This is a genomic window from Streptomyces sp. CA-106110 (assembly GCF_050936285.1).
Taxonomy (GTDB): Bacteria; Actinomycetota; Actinomycetes; order Streptomycetales; family Streptomycetaceae; genus Streptomyces.
Window position 1 is genome coordinate 4,544,164 of the sequence record NZ_JBNJNB010000001.1, and the last position, 18,477, is coordinate 4,562,640.

The window sequence follows — 18,477 nt, forward strand, 5'->3', positions numbered from 1 at the left end:
CCTCCGCTCCTCTCAGAAGGAGTTGTTGAAGCCCCACAGCATCTCGCTCGGCTGCGCCGCCCGCTCCCGCAACTCCTCCAGCACCTCGGTCAGCACCGGATGCCGGAGCGTCCTCAGCTCGTCCAGGTCGAGCCCGAGCAGATCCGGAAGCGGCTCCTGCGTGACCGCCGGGCCCGCTCCCTCATCCAGCGCCCCGGAAGACGCTTCCTCGCGTATGTCCATCGCCTGTCCCTCTCCCCTCGCCCCGCTCACTCCAGCTCAGCCAGTCGCTGGGCCGTCTGACGTGCCATCGGCTCGCCCGTGGCCACGTGGTCCTCCGGCAGCCTCGACCACTCCGTCCGGGCGGCCCGGTACGCCTCGCGGGCCGCCCGCGGACGGGCCGCCGCCTCGTAGGACATACCCCGCCAGTGGCGTGCCTGCGCGCCGAGTTCCACGGCTTCCCGGCGTCGACGATCCGTTTCGGCCCTCTCCTCCGCCTCACGTGCCGACTCGGCGGCGGCCCGGAACGCGTCGACCGCCTCGTCCAGGCGCGCGGGGCGGCCCAGACTCTGGTACGCCTCGAACTGCACCTGGCCGACCTCCAGCCAGCAGCGGGCGGCCAGCAGCGGTTCGTTCGCCTCCGCCGCCGCGAGCCCGAAGAGGTGTTCGGCCTCACGCAGATCGACCCGGTCGCCCCTGCCCCGGTAGCGGAGCATCAGGGCCTTGCCCAGCAGCAGCAGGCGGTGCCCGAGGTGCGGGCTGCCCGCAGGGGTCTCCGTGCGGCAGTCCCGCAGCACCCGGATCGCCCGGGACAGCGGCTCGGACGAGCGATGGCCGGTGTCCAGCCCGGCCCGGCGCAGCAGTACTTCACCCCACTCGGCCAGCACATCGGCGTGCGCGGGCGCGTCCCGCGACATGCGCTGCGCCGCCTGCTCGAAGCGGTCCGCGGCCTGCACGAGTTCGCGCGGATCCCCCGTCTCGCCGTAGCGGACCGCCCTGATGCGTCCGGCGCGCACCAGAAGTGCGGCACGCAGGCCCTGGTCCCTGGTGAGGCTCAGCGCCTCGTCCACACGCGCCTGCGCCTCGTCCAGGGCTTCGCCGGACCTCAGCAGGGCATCGACCAGGTCGAGGAGGATGCGGACCCGCTCCCGGGGGCGCTCCCCGTGGGTCCCGCCGTCCGCCTCGGGGACGGTCTCCAGGGCGTTGCGCAGCGACAGCGCACCCTGTTCGGCATAGCGGCGGGCCTGCTCCGGGTCGAGGGTGGCGGCCGACAGGCGCAGCAGGATGCGGCCATGGGCGAGCGGCAGTTCGGGCGGCCGGCGGCTGAGGTCCGGCCAGGCGTCGGCGAACGCCTCCAGCATGCCGACGGCGCCCTGCAGAAGCGCGCTGTCGCCACCGAGGCTCCACTGCGCCTCCAGTGCGCCCACGCGCTCCAGCGTGAGCCTCAGCGCCTCGTCCTCGTTCAGTTCCGGGGCCGCGCAGGCCACCGCGTACTCGCGGTCCGCCCTGCGCAGCAGTTCGAGCGCGCCCCGCTCGTCGCCGCGTCGCCTGCGGTCGGTGGCGGCGGCGCGCAGCACCCGCGCGAGTACGGCCCGTTCGCGCAGGGCACGGGGGTGGGCCACGGCACGGTCGGCGGCCGTCTCCGCCTCCCGCAGCAAGTCCTCGCCGCCCAGCACCTCCCACAACCGCAGGACGCAGTGCGCGTACTCGGCCCACAGCTCCGGGTCGGTGCCGATGACCGGCTCGTGCTCCGTGGCGCCCCGCAGCAGCTGCACGGCGTCGATCAGGTCCTGGACCATGCCTTCCTGGTCGAACTGCTCGACCAGCGCACGGGCCCGTACGACGGCCTGGTGTGTCGGGCGCTCCGTGGCCGGCCCCGGGCGGCCCCGGCTGCCGTAGAGCGCCAGTTGCTCCGGCAGGGGCATGAAGCGCTCCAGCACGCGGGCGGCCACCTCCGCGAAGGGCTGGGGGACGAGGGTCGCGCCGCCGTTGTCGCCGTTCTCCTCCGGATAGGGGGCGCCGGGCGCATAGGGGCGCCCCGAGCCGCCGTTGCCCAGTTGCGCGAGGGCGAGGGCGGGGAAGTTGGGACCGCCCCTTCCGAAGCGCTGTTCGATGTACTCCGAGCAGTGCTTGAGCACCAGCATGGCCTCGTCCCGGCCGAGCGGTGACAGCAGGGACTCCTGCACGCCGGGCGCGAACTCGTACCACTGGACGCCGTCGGCCCCGTGGTCCTCCTTGGCACGTGAGAGCAGACCGCTGAGCAGGACCTCGGCCAGTTCGGACGGCCCGGAGCCGGGCAGCATGGTCCGTTGCACCAACTGCATCACCGGCAGGCACAGCGGGGCCGCGGCGAGGTAGACGGCCAGCCGGCCCGCGGCCGGGGAGGCGGTGGAGCGGAAGCGGCTGACCAGTTCCAGCGCGGACGGACGGCGGCCCGGGCGTGCCGCCGGGGCGGACGGCTGGTCGGCGCGTACCCAGCCCACGGCACCGGCCACCGGACCGGCGCCCGCACCGGACAGCAGCCGCGCCCACGCCCCCAGGGCCACCGGCTCGGGCGGCAGCACCGGAACCGGGAGCGCACCGCGTCGGGAATCAGGGGACGGCCCGGCCGGAGTGCGCACTCGGAGCGCGGCCGCGCCGCCCAGCGTCTCTCCCCGGGTCAGTTCCCCATAGGTGACGGGAAGCCGGGTGCGGTTCCACATGCGTTGCGGCAGGGGCTGGAGTACGGCGGCGGGGGCCTGGCGGGCCAGGTGGTGCAGCATTCGGTGCGCACGGCCGCTGCGCCAGAGCGGACCCGCGCAGTCGCTGACCAGGAGGGTGATACGGCGTCCGGTCGGGTCGCTGAGCCGGTCGGCGGAGTGCAGCGGTGCGGCGTCCGGTTCGGGACTGAAGCTGACCGCGGGCTCGCCGTCCGGACCCTCGTGCAGATAGCTGACCTGGATGTCCCAGAAGGCCCCCAACTGAGCGAAGACCTGCTCCAGTTCGGCGAACATCTGGTCCCACACCCGCATCGACGACGATGCGTCCATCACCAGCTGAAGCCGTGCGTCGGCCCGGGTCACCGCCCGGAAGACGGGCAGCACCAGACCGCCCGCGCGGGCGCTACGCTCCGCCGTCGCCGTCTCGTCGAGCACCGACCTCAGCGGCGGCGCGGCGCTCCGATACCCCTGCAACGGCCGTAATGCGCGCTGGAGTTCGAGCGGGGCGGGGAAGGCGGGGGCGACGGGCACACCGACGGGCAGCGCGGTGGCCCGTCCCTGCCCCCGGAACCGTTCCCCGTCCTGCTGGGGCACCGGGTACAGCGCGATGCGCCGGTCGCCTTCCGGCTCGTGCGGCAACGGCTCGGGCGGGAGCGGGTCGGCCTGACCCAGCTCCGCGGCCGGGAGGCCCCCCGGCGGCTGTTCGCCGGGCCGAACGGCGGGTACGGCCGACCGCGCCGGCTGCTCCGGCGCCGCGTCCCCGGAATGCGCAGGACGCGTCCAGCGGGCCAGCCAGAGGGCGTCGCACAGCTGCTCGCCATCGGGATCGAGCCCGATCTCCCGCAGCACGGCGACGAGTTCGGTGATCGGGTCGGCCGGAGGTACGACGGGGCGTCCGGCGCCGGGTCCTTCGCCGGGGCGGACAGGACCGTGGCGCGCCGCTGCGTCGGGCATCACTCTCACCTCGGCCGGTCGAGTCGCTGGATGAGCAGGTCGGCCAGGCGTTCGCGGCTCGGCGGAGCGGCCGCGTCGGTGAGGTAGATGGCGTTCAGCAACTGGTCGGCCGCGAGGAGTTCGCTGCGCGAACGCTCGAGGAAATGACTGATCAGGTCGTCGCCCGAACGGGCCGCCTCGTCGCCCAGGTGCGCGCGGACGAAGGTGGCGAGCCTCTTGTGGTCGGGGCGACCGAGCTGGAGGTGGATGCAGCGGCGCATCAGCGGAGCCGGGAAGTCGCGCTCCCCGTTGCTCGTCAGGACGACGAAGGGGAAGGCGCGGCAGCGGACCCTGCCGTCACGCACGCGCACCTTCGTGCCGTCGGCGGTGAGCACCTCGGCCTCGCCGTCGGGCAACCGGTCGGCGATGCGCTCCAGTTCGGGGATGGCGAACTCGCCTTCCTCCAGGACGTTGAGCAGGTCGTTGGGCAGGTCGATGTCGCTCTTGTCCAGCTCGTCGATGAGCAGCACGCGCGGGACGTCGGACGGCAGCAGGGCGGTACCGAGGGCCCCGAGGCGGATGTAGCTGCCGATGCTCTCCGCCGATCCGGGGGAACCGGCCGCGGTCCCGAATCCTCCCTGCGCCGCGATCTGCACATCCTGCAGCCGGGCGATGGCGTCGTAGTGGTAGAGGCCGTCCTGGAGCGTGGAGCGGCTGACGATGGACCAGCGCAGGACGTTGCCGAGACCCAGTTCATAGGCAACGGAGTGCGCGAGGGTGCTCTTGCCCGCCCCGGGGCTGCCGGTGACGAGGAGGGGACGGCGCAGATAGAGCGCCGCGTTGATCATCTCCAGTTCCTCGGCACCGGGCCGGTGCAGTTCGGCGAGGTGCCGGTACGCACCGAGCCTGCGGTCCTCGGACCCGTCGCCGTCGACGCCCGCGGCCGCCGCCTCCCGGCCCCTGAAGTCCCGCCACGGCGGAGGGTCGGGCAGCCGTTCGATCCCGTCGTGGGGTTCCCCGGCGCCTCGGTAGATGAGCCACTCACTGGATTCGGTCATGATCCGGTCCTCGTCGTCACTCGTCCGCCATGGCCGCCGAACGTGCTTCACCGTATCCATCCACAGGAAGCCTGGTAAGAGCGCGGTACAGCCTTCGGCGCGGTCGCTTCACGGTGCCTCCAGCAGGTCGTCGCTCCCCGGCAGCGGCCGGTGCGGGTCGTCGTAGAACAGGGCGATGCCGTCGGCCCAGTACGTCTCCGTCCGGCCGGCCCGGAGCCCCGCCCGCAACGTGTGGACCAGCTCCGGAAGCCGTTCGGCACCGCCCGCCCCGGCGACCGTGTCGCCCGCCCGGCGGTGGAACTCCCCGCACACCGCGTCCCGTCGGCCGCGCCAGCGGCGCCACAGCGCGACGCCGAAGCCGCCGTGCACGATCCGCGCAAGCGCCACCGTGTCGTCCTCGAACCGCTGGTCGCCGTAGCGGCACAGGATCGGGATCGCACCGTGCGGCAGGCCCCGCAGCCGGTTCAGTGGCGGTACGGGTATCCGCAATCCGTCGTCGCAGTCCAGGACTTCGGGCCGGGCATCGTGCGAATGGACCCAGTGCCAGCGGGCCTCCCGCTCCCGCTGCTCCTCGTCGTCGGCGAGCGGGTCCTTCTCGTACGGTACGAACTCCGCCCCGTCGGGCAGCTGGTCACGGTCGACCGAGCGCACGACGACAGGGCGTTCGGCGCCGAGCGGCGTGCCGTCCGGACCCAACTGCCAGGTGTCGACCGGCAGTCCGAGCAGCGTCCGGGGCAGCGCGACCTGCAGCAGGGCGGGCCGGCCGGGCCGGTCGCAGTGGCGGAAGGCCTCTGCGAGGGGGCCGACGAGCGGTCCCGGCAACGCGTCCAGCGGCAGCCGCTCGGCCTCTTCGAGGCGGACGACCTCGCCGTCGGGCCGGGCCACCGAGATCCGCCAGTCGCAGCGGTCCGGCTCCCAGCCCCGCTGGACGAGTTCGAGCAGTGCGCACGGGCGTGGCGTGCGATCGGCCGTGTGCGCCTCGGCCTGCTCCCCACGCGCGGGGTCGTGAGCCAAGGACGCTTCGAGTCCGGGCGCAAGGTCGTTCGAGGGCGCGAACGCTGTGGAACCGGTCGACGGCGGTGTTCCATAGGGGGTGGCGGGGACGAGGTCCAGCGGATCGCGCCTTCCGCGCTGCGGGGGCAGCGGGGCGGACCCCGGGCTGTGCCGTGGCCGGAGGAGATCGATCCGCCGCTGCGCCAGAATGTGCCGGTACCGCGTGCCGAGACCCTCCGCGCTCTGTCGCAGCCACTCCCACAGGGCCTGTTCCGCGTCCTGGGTGCCGGGCGTCTCGAAGGGCCGGTCGGCGGACATGACCCGCATCGCGTAGTCGATCACGAGTTCCAGCGCGCCGTCCTCACGGGCGCTCTCGTACAGTGCGCCGAGGCCGTCGCGCCAGCCGCGCGGCGCCGGCTGGGGGATCGCGGCCGCCAGACCCGGGAGCGACTCGAGGATGTCCAGCAGGCCGCGGGTGCTGGCCGGGGGCGGCAGGTCCGCGAGGCGGCCCAGTAGCTGGATCCGCTCGTCGGGACTGAGTGCGCGGCCGGGCCGTGCGCCGAGCTGGCCCTGCACATCGGCCCAGGTGGGACGCTCGGAGTCGGGGTGCCGCTGCCGGTCCCGGTGGTAGCGGTCGTGGGCGTGGAAGACGGCCTGGTACAGATCGCAGTGCTCGCTGCGGATCCCGTCCCGGGGCACGGTCAGCGCCCGTAACTGCTCGATCCCCGTGGACGTACCCCCGCTGCCGTGGTCCGAGCGGGACTTCAGGACGCCGATGACCTCGCCGCGCAGCGGGTCGATGACGGGGCCTCCCGAGACGCCCGGCGGAAGGTCGTTGTGGCCGAGGCGCATCTGCACGCCCGAGGACCAGCCTCCCAGGGTGCCCTGCACCGAGAGGGGTCCGTCCATGACCTGCAGTTGGCCGCCCAGCACGGTCCAGCCCGCGTAGAACACCCTGCCTTCGTCGTAATACGCGGCGGGCCGCTCGGAGACGTAGACGCAGTCGTGGTCGACGGGCTCGCGGAGCCGGACGAGCGCGAGGTCCGGGGCGGGCCAGTTGCCGCGCACGGCCCCCGCCGGGCGCTCCGGGACCGTGGCCGCGACGGCTCCGGGCACGACGGAGCCACCGCGCCCCGGACCGTTCTCGTAGACCACGGCGACCTCGTCCCCCTCCCCGCCCAGTGCCACGTGTGCGCAGGTCAGAACCCAGTTCGGCGCGACGAAGAACCCGCTGCCGAGGAAAGTTCCCGTCTCGTCGAGGGCATACCCGACCCCCGGCCGATGGATGCGCACGGTCGCGGCCATGACGAGTTCACGCAGCGCACGATGGGCCGCGTCGAGGCCGCTCGATGCGCCCCGGGCGTGCCCGTCCGTCATGCCCCGCTCCCGCCGCCGGCCGCATCGGCGCCGCCGTGCCCCCGAGCGCCGGGGGAGGCGCCCGCGTCCGGGACGCCGGCCGCGGGGGACGGTGTGGTCCCCGGTGTGTCGTCGCCCGTACCGGCGGTGGCGTCGAGCGTGCCTGGGGTGCCGTCCAGCGTGCCGGGCGGTGGCGGGCCACCGTTCCAGGTCAGAGTGACCGTGATGCCCGCCTTGGCCTCGCCGTCCGCGAGCAGTCCGACCACCTTGCCCGCCTTCGCGGTCAGCTCGATCCCGAACTCGACGCTGACCTCGTCGGGCCGTACCGCGCGCAGCGGTCCGGCCAGCGAACGCGCCACGCCGGTGATCACGGAGTGGAGGCTCTCGACCTGTGCCTCCACCCGGTCGGCGAAACCGGTGTCCGTGTACGACAGCTCCCCGGACGGCACCGCGAGCTCCTCGGCCCCGGATATCCGGGCCCACACAGGTGTTCCGTCCGGCATCTCGATGCGCGCTATCCGCGTCGACCCGTCCGCCATGGCATCCCCCGCTCCCCCGTGAACCCGTCTGCCGCTGCGCAGGCTAGCGACACGGCGGACGTGACGCGAGAGCACAGCCGACCCGCGGGACCACCGCGCTCCCGCCTATCCTTTTCTTGTTCTCTCCTACCCCCTCAGCGAACCTCCGGAGCACCACCGATGTACTTCACCGACCGCGGTATCGAAGAGCTGGAGAAGCGGCGCGGCGAGGAAGAGATCACCTTCGAGTGGCTCGCCGAGCAGCTGCGTACGTTCGTCGATCTCAATCCTGACTTCGAGGTGCCGGTGGAGCGCCTGGCGACCTGGCTGGCCCGGCTGGACGACGAGGACGACGACGAGTAGCACCTGCGCCGCCCGCCCCGGCACCGCCACAGCGGCGCCGGGGCGATGTTCTGCGTGCGCGGGGACGCCTCCTGCGGGCGTCCGACACGGTCGCAAGCGGTGGCGGGGCGGCCTTCCTCGGTGTCGGGCACGACCGTAGCGGCGCCGGGGCCCGCCCTCTGAGGGCCTGACCACCGGTCGCGAGGGGTGGCGGGGCGGCCCCCTGCGACGTCGGGCACGGTCGCGAGCGGTGGCGGGAGGCGCCCGTCGGCGCGTCGTCTCGTGCTTGCCGGCGGGGTGCCGTACGCGAGCCGTCGGGAACGGGCCAGTGTGGGCGCGGTCAGTTTGTTGAGTTTGTCCGGGTTGCTCGATCATCCGGCTTGCGCGCCCCCCGCGTGACTCGGGATCCGCCCGGCTGCCCGGCGCGCTCCTCGCGCGACCTGTCCGTCGAGCCTTCCGGGTGACCTGCCCGTCCGAACGTGCGGGCACGTGATCACCGGCCGCCGCACGGCAGCCAGGCGCCGAGACGGCGAGGCAACGAAGCGGCGAGGTGGCGCACTCCCTCGTCGCCGACGCGGGTTCGCCGCCCCATCCGCACGTTCCCCCGAATGGGCGCCTTGACTTTCCCCGGCCGCGATATATCGTGAATTGCAGAAGACGCGATATGGCGCGTCGGGAGCCCCGTCCGCGGAGCCGTCCGGCGTCGTCGCGCATGTCCGCGCCGCCGTCCCTCGCGGATGCCTGTCCGCCCCGGCCGAGGAGGTCAGCACCATGTCAGAGTGGTCCGTCGCAGAGCCGAGGAAGCTCACTTTCGACGCCCCGGTGACGGCACTCCATGTGCGCATCGTCAACGGAACGGTGAACGTGGTGGGCACCGACGAGAGTTCCGCGCGGCTGGAGGTCTCGGAGATCGAGGGGCCGCCGCTCGTGGTGACCCACAAGGACGGCGCCCTCACTGTGGCGTACGAGGACCTCCCCTGGAAGGGGTTCCTCAAGTGGCTCGACTCCAAGGGCTGGCGCCGCAGCGCGGTGGTCTCCCTGGCGGTTCCTGCGTCCACCCGTGTGGAGGTGGGCGTGGTCGGGGCCAACGCCATGGTCTCCGGGATCGACGGCGGCTCCGATGTGAAGGGCGTGACGGGCGACACGACACTCGTCGGCGTCTCCGGACCGGTCCGCGCCACGACGGTGTCCGGGAGCGTCGAGGCCCAGGGCGTCAGCGGGGAGTTGAAGCTCAACTCCGTCTCCGGCGATCTGACGGTCATCGAGGGGACCTGCCCCGTCGTGAAGGCCGACTCCGTGAGCGGCTCGATCATCCTCGACCTCAATCCCACGAGCGGCCCCACCGACGCCCGTCTGACGAACGTCTCGGGCGAGATCGCCATCCGCCTCCCCCACCCCGCGGACGCCGAGGTCGAGGCGAACACGGCGAGCGGCGCGGTGTCCAACGCCTTCGACGACCTGCGGGTGAGCGGCCAGTGGGGCGCCAAGAAGATCACGGGCCGTCTGGGCGGGGGCACCGGCCGTGTGAAGGCCACCACGGTCTCCGGCTCCATCGCTCTGCTCCGCCGGCCGCCCGCCGAGGACGAGCCCTGGGACGCGCCACCCGCGGACCGCTCCGCAGGCGGCGACACCACCGTCTCGTCAGATAGTTCCTCCAACGGCACGACCGCCGGTCCGACCGAGCAGAAGGGGCTCTGACATGCCTCCCGTCTTCGCCCATGGACGACTGCGCCTCTACCTGCTGAAGCTGCTCGACGAGGCGCCGCGCCACGGCTACGAGGTGATACGGCTCCTGGAGGAGCGCTTCCAGGGCCTGTACGCGCCGTCCGCCGGCACCGTCTACCCGAGGCTGGCCAAGCTGGAGGCCGAGGGCCTGGTGACGCACACCACCGAGGGCGGCCGCAAGGTCTACGCGATCACGGACGCGGGCCGCGCCGAACTGTCCGAGCGCAGCGCCGAACTGGCCGATCTGGAGCTGGAGATCCGGGAGTCCGTCGCGGAGCTGGCCGCCGAGATCCGCGCCGACGTCCGGGGGGCTGCGGGAGACCTGCGCCGCGAGATGCGGGCAGCGGTCTCCGAGGCTCAGCGGGGCACCAAGGGCCACGGGGGTGCGTACGGGGGGCACACCGACCAGTCCGAGAAGGAGGCGTGGCGCGTCGCCAAGGAGGAGATGCGCCGCGTCAAGCAGGAGTGGAAGGACCAGGCGCGGCGCGCCAAGGACGAGAGCCGGCGGGCCCGCGAGGAGGCCGAGCGCGCCCGCCACCAGGCCAGGGAGGCCCAGGAGCGGGCGCGCGCCCAGGCGCAGGAGGATGTGCAGCGCATAGCCCGCCGGGTGCAGGAGCAGGTGCAGGACCACTTCGCGCGCGGCGACTGGCCGACCGGCGTCCGGGAGGGCGTCACCGAACTGGCCAAAGAGTTCGGTGAGTTCGGGAAGGAGTACGGCTTCGGACGCGCCGGAGCCACCGGCACGCCGAAGGCCCCGGATGCCCCGGAGTACTCGACGACCTCCGAGGACTTCCCCGGAGCGTACGAACCCTCCTGGGCGCACGAGGACTTCTCGGGCGACCCGACCCGTGCCCTCGACCGGCTTCTGGACCGCTTCCGCGACGACATCCGGGACGCTGCCCGCGACCACGGGGTGACGGAGGACCAGCTCCGCGAGGCCCGCCGCCATCTGTCGACGGCTGCGGCTCATATCGGGGCGACGTTGCGGTCAGGAAAGAGCTGACACCCGGATCGCGGGGCCGGACCGCGGGCGCGGCGCCGCCTGGGCTGCCACGGGATGCCTCCTTCCCGGCTGCGCAGGTTGACCGACCAGGAAGGGCAGAAGCTGCAGCCGATCGTGCGCCAGGGCAGCACCATTTCGGTGCGGTACCGGCGCGCGATGATGCTGCCCGCTTCGGCCGGCGGCAACCGGGTGCCCATGATCACAAAGCTGGTGCAGGCCGACGAGGACACCGTCCGTGACGCGATCCATCGGTTCAACGAGATCGGCCTGGCCTGCCTGTCGCCTCGGCTGCCCGCACGCAACCGACAGTCCCACCTCCGCGCGTCTCTTACCGGCTCGACGCCGCGCTGGCGGGCACGGGGACGCCGCCGAACGACGCACGTGAACTCTCACGCCGGGCACGCCTTGGAAAAAAGTCAGGGGCCACTGTCGATCCGGCCACATCCCGTTCGACGACCTGATGTGGGGCACTTCGCCACACGAGGTTGCGACCCAGGACCTGATGAGGAAACACATGGATCAGCTACTGAGACTCATGAACTTCAACGTCTCGAGTGACGGGATCGGTGCCGGTGAGCACCAGCACCAGAGCTTCGAGAATCCGTTCGGCCTCGCCCATGCTGAGAGGCTGTTCGCCTGGGCCGGCGCCACGGCGAGCTGGCCCAACCGCACCGACCCCGGCGGGAGCCGTGGCCTCGACGACTACTTCACGCGGGACTTCGCACGCAACATCGGCGCCGAGATCATGGGCCGCAATAAATTCGGCCCCCAGCGTGGGCCCTGGCAGGACCATGACTGGCGCGGCTGGTGGGGTGACGAGCCCCCGTTTCGCACCCCGGTGTTCGTCATGACCCACCACAAGCGTCCTTCGATCACGCTCTCCGACACCACGTTCCACTTTGTCGAGGGCAGCCCGATCACGGTCCTCGAACAGGCGCGGGAGGCGGCGCAGGGCAAGGACGTCCGACTCGGCGGCGGGGTCACCACCGTCCGGCAGTTCCTTGATGCCGACCTCGTCGACACCCTGCACGTAGCGGTCTCGCCAGTGAAGCTCGGGTCGGGCCTGCGCCTCTGGGAGTCGCCCGATGAACTGCTCGACCGGTTCCATCTCGAGGTCGTGCCCAGCCCGAGCGGCGTGACGCACCACCTGTTCTGGCGAAAATGACACGAGGGACCACGCAGGAATCTCAGCACGGCCCATGCGAGCGTTTCAGCAAATGAACGCGTAGTTGTGGGCGAGATACCCCTACAGACCGCGGTACTCGCCCACAACCATCAACCAGCCGCATGGGCAGTGGACCTGCTTGGCTGCCGTGCGCCTCAAGGGCAGCGCCCTCCGGGGGACTCGCCTCACCCGGCCTGTGCCGCTCGCCCACCCCACAGCACGCGCTCGACGCCGGCGTGGGTCACTCCATGGTCGGCGAGGACCTCGGAGGGGATGCCGGGGCGGAGAGTCAAGGCGAGCAGCAGGTGCTCATCGCCGATGTGCCGGTCGCCATGCGCGAGGGCGGTGCGCAGAGAGACGGTCAGGAGCTCCCTGGCGCCCCGGTCGAACGGACGGCGTCCGGCTCGCCGTGCGCTTCCCGCACGGCCGGTGGCCAGCGCGCCCTCGCCGTGCGTCTCCTCGACCCGGGAGACGATCTCCGCGAGGTCGATGCCGAGCCCGGCGAGGGCATCGGCGTCGGCCCGGGAGAGGCCGCCGCGGCGGCGTGCCTCGGCGAGCTCCCGCACCACCGCCTCGCGCCGCCCGGTGAGCCCGAGTGACGCCAGGGCGAAGGCGGCCCTGCTGCCTTCGCGGTCGAGGAGGGCGAGCAGCAGATGCGCTTCCTCGACGCGCGCCTCACCGGCCCGTTCACAGTGTTCGACCGCTCCGGTGACCACGGCGCGGGCGTCCTTGGTGAACCGTTCGAACATCACTGCCTCCCGTACTTCTTGTGCACGGCCTGTCTGCTGACTCCGAGTTCCGCGGCGATCTCCTGCCACGACCAGCCCTGGTTGCGCGCGCTGCGCACCTGTACCGCCTCCAGCTGCTCCAGCAGCCTCCGCAGCGCGGCGACGGCCCGCAGCCCGATCCGTGGATCACGATCGCCCGCGCGCTCGGCGAGATCCGTTGCTTCGGTCATGATGTCAACTTAGGTTGACGCGGGAAGATTGTCAACCCTAGTTGACAATCCAGGACCTCAAAAACCCGCGGCGGACTCGGAAGGTCCGAGCCCGCCGCGGGCCTACAGCTCAAAGCTGACAGCTGACAGCTGACAGAGGAAAAGATCGCGGCCGCCTAGTAGGGCTTGGTTACCTTGGGTGAGTAGCGGTGTGTCGTCTCTCGGAGGTGAGGGGAATGACACCGCAGGAGCTCACGGAGGCCCAACAGCGGTTGGAGTCGCTCGCGGCCGAGGTGTTCGGCTCGTTCGGGCGGGTGGATCAGCGGCGGTGGGGCGAGCGGTATGTGCGGGGGCTGCTGGGCGCGGGGCGGCGCAAGTCGATGGAGCCGATGGCCGCCCGGCTGGGGGTGGACCGGCAGGGCCTGCAGCAGTTCCTGGCCGACTCCCCGTGGTCGCACCAGATGGTGCTGGCCGAGCTGGCCTGGCGGATGGAGCCGGCCATCCACCCGGCAGCCTGGGTGATCGACGACGTGTCCTTCCCCAAGGACGGTCATGCCTCCCCGGGGTGGCCGCGCAGTACTGCGGCGCGCTGGGCAAGACCGCCAACTGCCAGGTCGCGCCGAGTCTGCACCTGGTCACCGACGCCGCCTCCTGCCCGGTGAACTGGCGGCTGTTCCTGCCCGCCGAATGGGATCCGGCCACCGCAGACGAGCCCGAGAGCGCCGTCCTGCGGCGCCGTCGGGCGCGCGTCCCCGATGAGGTCGGGCACGTGCCGAAGTGGCAGCTGGCCGTGGACATGGTCGACGAGCTGCGCTGCTGGGGCCTGGATCCGCCGCTGGTGGTGGCCGACGAGGGCTACGGGCAGGACGGGGCCTTTCGCCTGGCACTGGAGGAGCGGGAGATCGCGTATGTCGTCGGGGTGCGGTCGGATACCGCGGTGTTGCCCCAGACGGCGGCGCGCACCGCCCCGCCGTGGTCGGGCACCGGGCGGCCGCCGGTGCCCTGCTACCGGGACAAGCCGGTGTCGGTCCGCGAGATCGTGCTGGCCGCCGGGCGCGGCGCACGGCACCGCGTCACCTGGCGGCGCGGCTCGAAGGGGCCGCTGCGCTCGTACTTCGTCGCGCTGCGGGTCCGGCCGGCCGGAGCGCGGGTCCGCCGGGCGCACCCCGGTGAGGACCTGCCGGTGTGCTGGCTGCTGGCCGAGTGGCCCGCCAAAGAGCCGGAGCCGACCAAGTACTGGCTGTCCACCTTGCCCGCCCACGTTCCCCTGCGGCGCCTGGTGCGGCTGGCGAAGATCCGCTGGCGGGTCGAGCACGACTACCGGGAATTGAAGACCGCCCTGGGGCTGGGCCACTTCGAGGGACGCACCTACCAGGGCTTCCTGCGACATCTCACGCTGGCCTCGGTGGCGCAGGCGTTCTGCACCCTGGAGCGACTGTGCCCGCCAGCACCGGCCACGGTCTGACGATCTACCAGGTCGTGGCCGGGCTCCAAGTCCTCCTCGTCTGCTGGGCCGGGGCGTGCCCCACCTGCCGAAGACCCTGGCCCTGATACGACACGCTCGCCCCCTACCTGACCAAGCCCTACTAGTGGGCGGCGGTCCACAGCGGCGATCAGTTCCCGGTCAGCACGATCTTGCCGAACTGCTCGCCCGACTCCAGGCGTTCGAAGCCCTCGCGGGCGCGGTCCAGCGGAAGGACTTCATCGATGACGGGACGCACTCCGGTGGCGGCGCAGAAGGACAGCAGGTCCTCGAGTTCGTCCTTGGTGCCCATGGTGGAGCCGACGACCTTCAGTTCCAGGAAGAAGATTCGGGTCAGTTCGGCGTGCGAAGGACGGTCGCCGCTGGTGGCACCCGAGATGACGAGGGTGCCGCCGGGCCGCAGCGACTTCACCGAGTGGGACCAGGTGGCGGCGCCGACGGTCTCGATGACGGCGTCCACCCGCCGGGGCAGCCGCGCTCCCGACTCCAGCGCCTCCACGGCGCCCAGTTCGAGGGCACGCTTGCGCTTGGCCTCGTCACGGCTGGTGGCGAAGACCCGCAGTCCCGCCGCCTTGCCGAGCGCGATCGCGGCGGTCGCCACACCGCCGCCGGCACCCTGGACGAGAACGGAGTCGCCGGGGCGGACGCCCGCATTGGTGAAGAGCATGCGATACGCCGTCAGCCACGCGGTAGGGAGGCAGGCGGCCTCCTCGAAGGAGAGTTCCTTGGGCTTGGGCAGCAGGTTCCATGTGGGTACGGAGACCTGTTCGGCGAAGGTGCCCTGGTAACGCTCGGTGAGGATGGAGCGGGGCTCGTCGGGGCCGACGCCGTGACCGGTCTGGCCGATGACGGAGTGGAGGACGACCTCGTTGCCGTCCTCGTCGACGCCGGCCGCGTCGCAGCCGAGGATCATCGGGAGTTTGTCCTCGGAGAGGCCGACGCCCCTCAGGGACCAGAGGTCGTGGTGGTTCAGGGAGGCGGCCTTGACGTTCACGGTCGTCCAGCCGGGCCTGCGCTCGGGGGCGGGACGCTCTCCCAACTCCAGGCCGGTCAGGGGTTGGTCGCGGTCGATACGGGCGGCGTAGGCAGCGAACATGACCTTGACGATAGGCTCCGCGGTTGCCGTAGGGAACCTGGCCCGGCTGTGACGCGTGTCCCCGAGGGGGCGCACGGCTGTCGTACTGCGGCCCGGAGCGGGAGAGATGCCCGGGACGGCACGGGCGGTGTCGGGACGTCTCCCGCCGGCTCCGGCAGTGCGCCGGGAAGACGGGGACCCGGAAGGTCACCAGCGTAGACAGGCGGCCGCAAGGGCACTAGGGGATGCCGCTGGGCCGCAATCCCGACCCTCGCACAGACACACGGGCCGGCGACCCGCGGTGGGGCCGACAAAGCAAATCCAGCCCCACTTGGATGGCGGGCACCCGAACACAAGCCGCTCGGGCACGTGGCGACCGAACGCCACCCGCACCAGCGGGCCGCAAACGGACCCGGCTCCACAGGGGTGGACGGGCCCGCATGCAAGCCCGTCCACCCGGCGGAGCTATCGGCGCGCGACTCCCTCGGCCCGGGCCGCGGCGGCGACCGCCGCCGTCACCGCCGGGGCCACCCGCTCGTCGAAGGGCGACGGGATCACGTAGTCGGGCGCCAGGTCGTCGCCGACGACCGCCGCCAGCGCCTCGGCCGCGGCGATCTTCATCCCCTCGGTGATACGGGACGCCCGCACCTGAAGGGCCCCGGCGAAGATGCCCGGGAACGCCAGCACGTTGTTGATCTGGTTCGGGAAGTCGGACCGCCCGGTCGCCACCACGGACGCGTACTTGTGCGCGACGTCCGGGTGCACCTCGGGAGTCGGGTTGGCCATCGCGAAGACGAAGGCGCCCTCGGCCATCGAGGCCACGGCCTCTTCCGGAACCGTGCCGCCGGAGACGCCGATGAAGACGTCGGCACCTGCGAGGGCCTGCTCGAGCGAACCCGTGAGTCCGGCCTTGTTGGTGAACCCGGCGACGTCCCGCTTGACGGGCGTCAGGTCCTCGCGGTCGAGCGAGACGACACCCTTGCGGTCGGCGACCACCACATCGCCGATCCCCGCTTCGATCAGCATCTTCGCAATGGCGACCCCGGCCGCGCCCGCGCCCGAGATGACCGCGCGCAACTCGCCGATGCTCCGCCCGGTCAGCTTCGCCGCGTTCCGCAGGGCCGCCAGCGTCACCACGGCCGTGCCGTGCTGGTCGTCGTGGAAGACCGGGATGTCCAGCCGCTCCTGGAGCCGGCGCTCGATCTCGAAGCACCGCGGTGCCGAGATGTCCTCGAGGTTCACGCCACCGAAGGAGGGCGCGAGGCGCACCACGGTCTCGACGATCTCGTCCACGTCCGTGCAGGCGAGCGCGATCGGGACCGCGTCCACCCCGCCGAACTGCTTGAACAGGATCGCCTTGCCCTCCATCACCGGGAGGGAGGCCTCGGGGCCGATGTCACCGAGGCCGAGGACGGCCGTACCGTCCGTCACCACCGCGACGACCGACGACTTCCAGGTGTAGTCGTGGACCAGCTCCGGCTGTTCCGCGATGGCGGTGCACACCCGGGCGACCCCGGGGGTGTACGCGAGGGACAGGTCGTCCTTGTCGCGGACCGGCACGGTGGCCTGCACGGCCATCTTGCCGCCGCGGTGCAGCGCGAACACAGGATCGAAGGAATCGTGGGGCTCGGCCCCGCCGTCCTGATCCGTATTGCTGTCGCTGCGAGGATTGACGATCTCCGCTGCCACTGTGTTGAACCCCTTAGATGTTCATGGTTTGAGGGTGACCACCCCTGGTTGAGGGGTGGGCGGGACCGCGTATGACCTTGAGAACTGATGGGTACGGGTGCATACGCGACGGCGCGCCGCACACGCGCCCTGAGCCCCGGATGAGGGGTGTAAAGAACCTTCTTACCCGACGGATGGTGTCCCGGACGAGTCCATAACACGAAGGTCACACGCCGGTGAGATGACTCATGGCCGAAAATGCGGACAAGTCGGCAACGCACACACCCCGTCGTGATCACACGCGCGGAGCGAGATCGTCCGGATCCCGGAACGCACCGAAGATCTTCCGGCCGGAACGAAGGATTCCCGCACAAGGTCCGGCGTCGGTCCGGGTTCGAGGCGGTTCGGGGGTCACCTGTTATCCGATTTTGACATCGCTGGTCCCCTGAATCACCGAATCCAAATGGCAAGATGCCTCAACCACACGAGGTCGCGACACCCGAAGGTGTGTGTTCTCGTCGACCCCATCGGCACAACTGATCCCGCCGGAGGAACCCACCATGGCCGCAAGCTCCACCCGTCGTACGACCGCCACGCGCTCCCGGATAGCCGCGGTCGGCGCCGTCGCGGTCGCGGGCACCCTGCTGGTCGCCGGCTGCGGTGACCACACCGACAAGAGCAGCAACAGCGGCGACGGCAGCTCCAGCTCGGCCGCAGCGCCGCTCGCCGACAAGCTCCCCAAGGACATCCGGGACGCCGGAGTCATCAAGGTGGGCTCCGACATCGCGTACCCGCCGGTCGAGTACATGGAGGGCGGCAAGGCCGTCGGGATCGACCCGGACATCGCGGACGCGCTCGGCAAGCAGCTGGGCGTGAAGTTCGACTTCCAGAACGGCAAGTTCGCCCAGCTCATCGTGGGTCTGCAGGCCAAGCGGTTCAACGTGGTGATGTCCGCGATGAACGACACGAAGGACCGCCAGAACGGCATCGACTCGGACACGGGCAAGAAGGTCGGCAACGGCATCGACTTCGTCGACTACTTCACCGCCGGTACCTCGATCCTGGTCCAGAAGGGCAACCCGAAGGCGATCAAGACCTTGGACGACCTGTGCGGCAAGGTCGTGGCCCTGCAGCAGGGCACCACGTCGGAGGGCATCGCCAAGGCGCAGAGCACGAAGTGCACGAAGGACGGCAAGAAGGCCATCACGCTGCAGACCTTCGACACCGACCCCGAGGCGCTGCTCCGCCTCAAGCAGGGCGCGTCCGTCGCCGACCTGAACGACTTCCCCGTCGCGGCGTACAACGCGAAGACCTCCGGCGGCGGCAACGACTTCGAGGTCGTCGGCGACCAGATCGAGGCCGGCCCGTACGGCATCGGCGTCAGCAAGGAGAGCACCCAGCTGCGCGACGCCCTCCAGGCGGCCATGGCCGCGATCATCAAGGACGGCGAGTACCAGAAGATCCTGGAGAAGTGGAACGTCACGGACGGTGGGGTCACCGAGGCGAAGATCAACGGCGGCTCCTGAGCCTCAGGCACCACTGA

At 71.6% G+C, this 18,477-nt stretch carries 15 protein-coding genes and 1 pseudogene; 7 read left to right on the forward strand and 9 right to left on the reverse strand.

Features of this window, described 5'->3' with window-relative positions:
- Nucleotides 1-12: 12 nt before the first annotated feature.
- From fxsA to ACQEXA_RS20895, 5 genes are all read right to left on the reverse strand, one after another.
- The gene (fxsA, locus tag ACQEXA_RS20875; protein WP_432932371.1) at nt 13-222 is read right to left on the reverse strand and encodes an FxSxx-COOH cyclophane-containing RiPP peptide; all 210 of its coding nucleotides are present in this window, start codon (nt 220-222) and stop codon (nt 13-15) included.
- Nucleotides 223-248: 26 nt separating this feature from the next.
- Entirely contained in the window at nt 249-3,632 is a 3,384-nt protein-coding gene (locus ACQEXA_RS20880; RefSeq protein ID WP_432932369.1) for an SAV_2336 N-terminal domain-related protein, read from the reverse strand.
- Nucleotides 3,633-3,637: 5 nt separating this feature from the next.
- Nucleotides 3,638-4,669: an AAA family ATPase gene (locus ACQEXA_RS20885; RefSeq protein WP_359395804.1), complete on the reverse strand. Its 1,032-nt coding sequence runs from the start codon at nt 4,667-4,669 to the stop codon at nt 3,638-3,640.
- Between the two features lie 108 nt (nt 4,670-4,777).
- Entirely contained in the window at nt 4,778-7,039 is a 2,262-nt protein-coding gene (locus tag ACQEXA_RS20890; RefSeq protein WP_432932367.1) for a trypsin-like peptidase domain-containing protein, read from the reverse strand.
- Complete coding sequence (locus ACQEXA_RS20895; RefSeq protein ID WP_432932365.1) at nt 7,036-7,557, reverse strand: CU044_2847 family protein; 522 nt, start codon at nt 7,555-7,557, stop codon at nt 7,036-7,038. Before ACQEXA_RS20895 ends, ACQEXA_RS20890 begins: the two co-directional genes overlap by 4 nt.
- A 159-nt stretch (nt 7,558-7,716) precedes the next feature.
- On the opposite strand from ACQEXA_RS20895, the gene ACQEXA_RS20900 reads away from it, so the two are divergent.
- From ACQEXA_RS20900 to ACQEXA_RS20920, 5 genes are all read left to right on the forward strand, one after another.
- A complete protein-coding gene (locus tag ACQEXA_RS20900; protein WP_128381182.1) occupies nt 7,717-7,899 on the forward strand; it encodes a DUF6104 family protein in 183 nt (60 codons plus the stop codon).
- A gap of 750 nt (nt 7,900-8,649) precedes the next feature.
- Nucleotides 8,650-9,576 carry a DUF4097 family beta strand repeat-containing protein gene (locus ACQEXA_RS20905; RefSeq protein WP_432932362.1) on the forward strand — a complete coding sequence of 309 codons (927 nt, stop codon included), beginning with the start codon at nt 8,650-8,652 and terminating at the stop codon, nt 9,574-9,576.
- Nucleotide 9,577: 1 nt separating this feature from the next.
- Nucleotides 9,578-10,606: a helix-turn-helix transcriptional regulator gene (locus ACQEXA_RS20910; protein ID WP_432932360.1), complete on the forward strand. Its 1,029-nt coding sequence runs from the start codon at nt 9,578-9,580 to the stop codon at nt 10,604-10,606.
- Between the two features lie 54 nt (nt 10,607-10,660).
- Nucleotides 10,661-11,164, forward strand: a complete 504-nt coding sequence (locus ACQEXA_RS20915) for a helix-turn-helix domain-containing protein (protein ID WP_432932359.1) — start codon at nt 10,661-10,663, stop codon at nt 11,162-11,164.
- The gene (locus ACQEXA_RS20920; RefSeq protein ID WP_432932357.1) at nt 11,121-11,771 is read left to right on the forward strand and encodes a dihydrofolate reductase family protein; all 651 of its coding nucleotides are present in this window, start codon (nt 11,121-11,123) and stop codon (nt 11,769-11,771) included. The genes ACQEXA_RS20915 and ACQEXA_RS20920 overlap by 44 nt, the downstream gene beginning before the upstream one ends.
- A gap of 185 nt (nt 11,772-11,956) precedes the next feature.
- Here ACQEXA_RS20920 and ACQEXA_RS20925 read toward each other — a convergent pair whose 3' ends face one another.
- Both ACQEXA_RS20925 and ACQEXA_RS20930 read right to left on the reverse strand, forming a co-directional pair.
- On the reverse strand, nt 11,957-12,520 hold the full coding sequence (locus ACQEXA_RS20925; RefSeq protein WP_360995572.1) for a Clp protease N-terminal domain-containing protein: 564 nt from the start codon (nt 12,518-12,520) through the stop codon (nt 11,957-11,959).
- The gene (locus ACQEXA_RS20930; RefSeq protein ID WP_040248424.1) at nt 12,520-12,729 is read right to left on the reverse strand and encodes a helix-turn-helix domain-containing protein; all 210 of its coding nucleotides are present in this window, start codon (nt 12,727-12,729) and stop codon (nt 12,520-12,522) included. The genes ACQEXA_RS20925 and ACQEXA_RS20930 overlap by 1 nt, the downstream gene beginning before the upstream one ends.
- 215 nt (nt 12,730-12,944) lie before the next feature.
- Between ACQEXA_RS20930 and ACQEXA_RS20935 the strand changes: the two are divergent.
- Nucleotides 12,945-14,173, forward strand: a pseudogene (locus ACQEXA_RS20935) (IS701 family transposase).
- 148 nt (nt 14,174-14,321) lie between these two features.
- On the opposite strand, the gene ACQEXA_RS20940 reads toward ACQEXA_RS20935, so the two are convergent.
- Together ACQEXA_RS20940 and ACQEXA_RS20945 are read right to left on the reverse strand one after the other, a co-directional pair.
- Nucleotides 14,322-15,287: a zinc-binding dehydrogenase gene (locus ACQEXA_RS20940; RefSeq protein ID WP_432932354.1), complete on the reverse strand. Its 966-nt coding sequence runs from the start codon at nt 15,285-15,287 to the stop codon at nt 14,322-14,324.
- Between the two features lie 444 nt (nt 15,288-15,731).
- On the reverse strand, nt 15,732-16,955 hold the full coding sequence (locus tag ACQEXA_RS20945) for an NAD(P)-dependent malic enzyme (RefSeq protein ID WP_432932353.1): 1,224 nt from the start codon (nt 16,953-16,955) through the stop codon (nt 15,732-15,734).
- A 539-nt stretch (nt 16,956-17,494) separates the two neighbouring features.
- Between ACQEXA_RS20945 and ACQEXA_RS20950 the strand changes: the two genes are divergently transcribed.
- Nucleotides 17,495-18,460: an ABC transporter substrate-binding protein gene (locus ACQEXA_RS20950; protein ID WP_432932351.1), complete on the forward strand. Its 966-nt coding sequence runs from the start codon at nt 17,495-17,497 to the stop codon at nt 18,458-18,460.
- Nucleotides 18,461-18,477 lie beyond the last annotated feature (17 nt).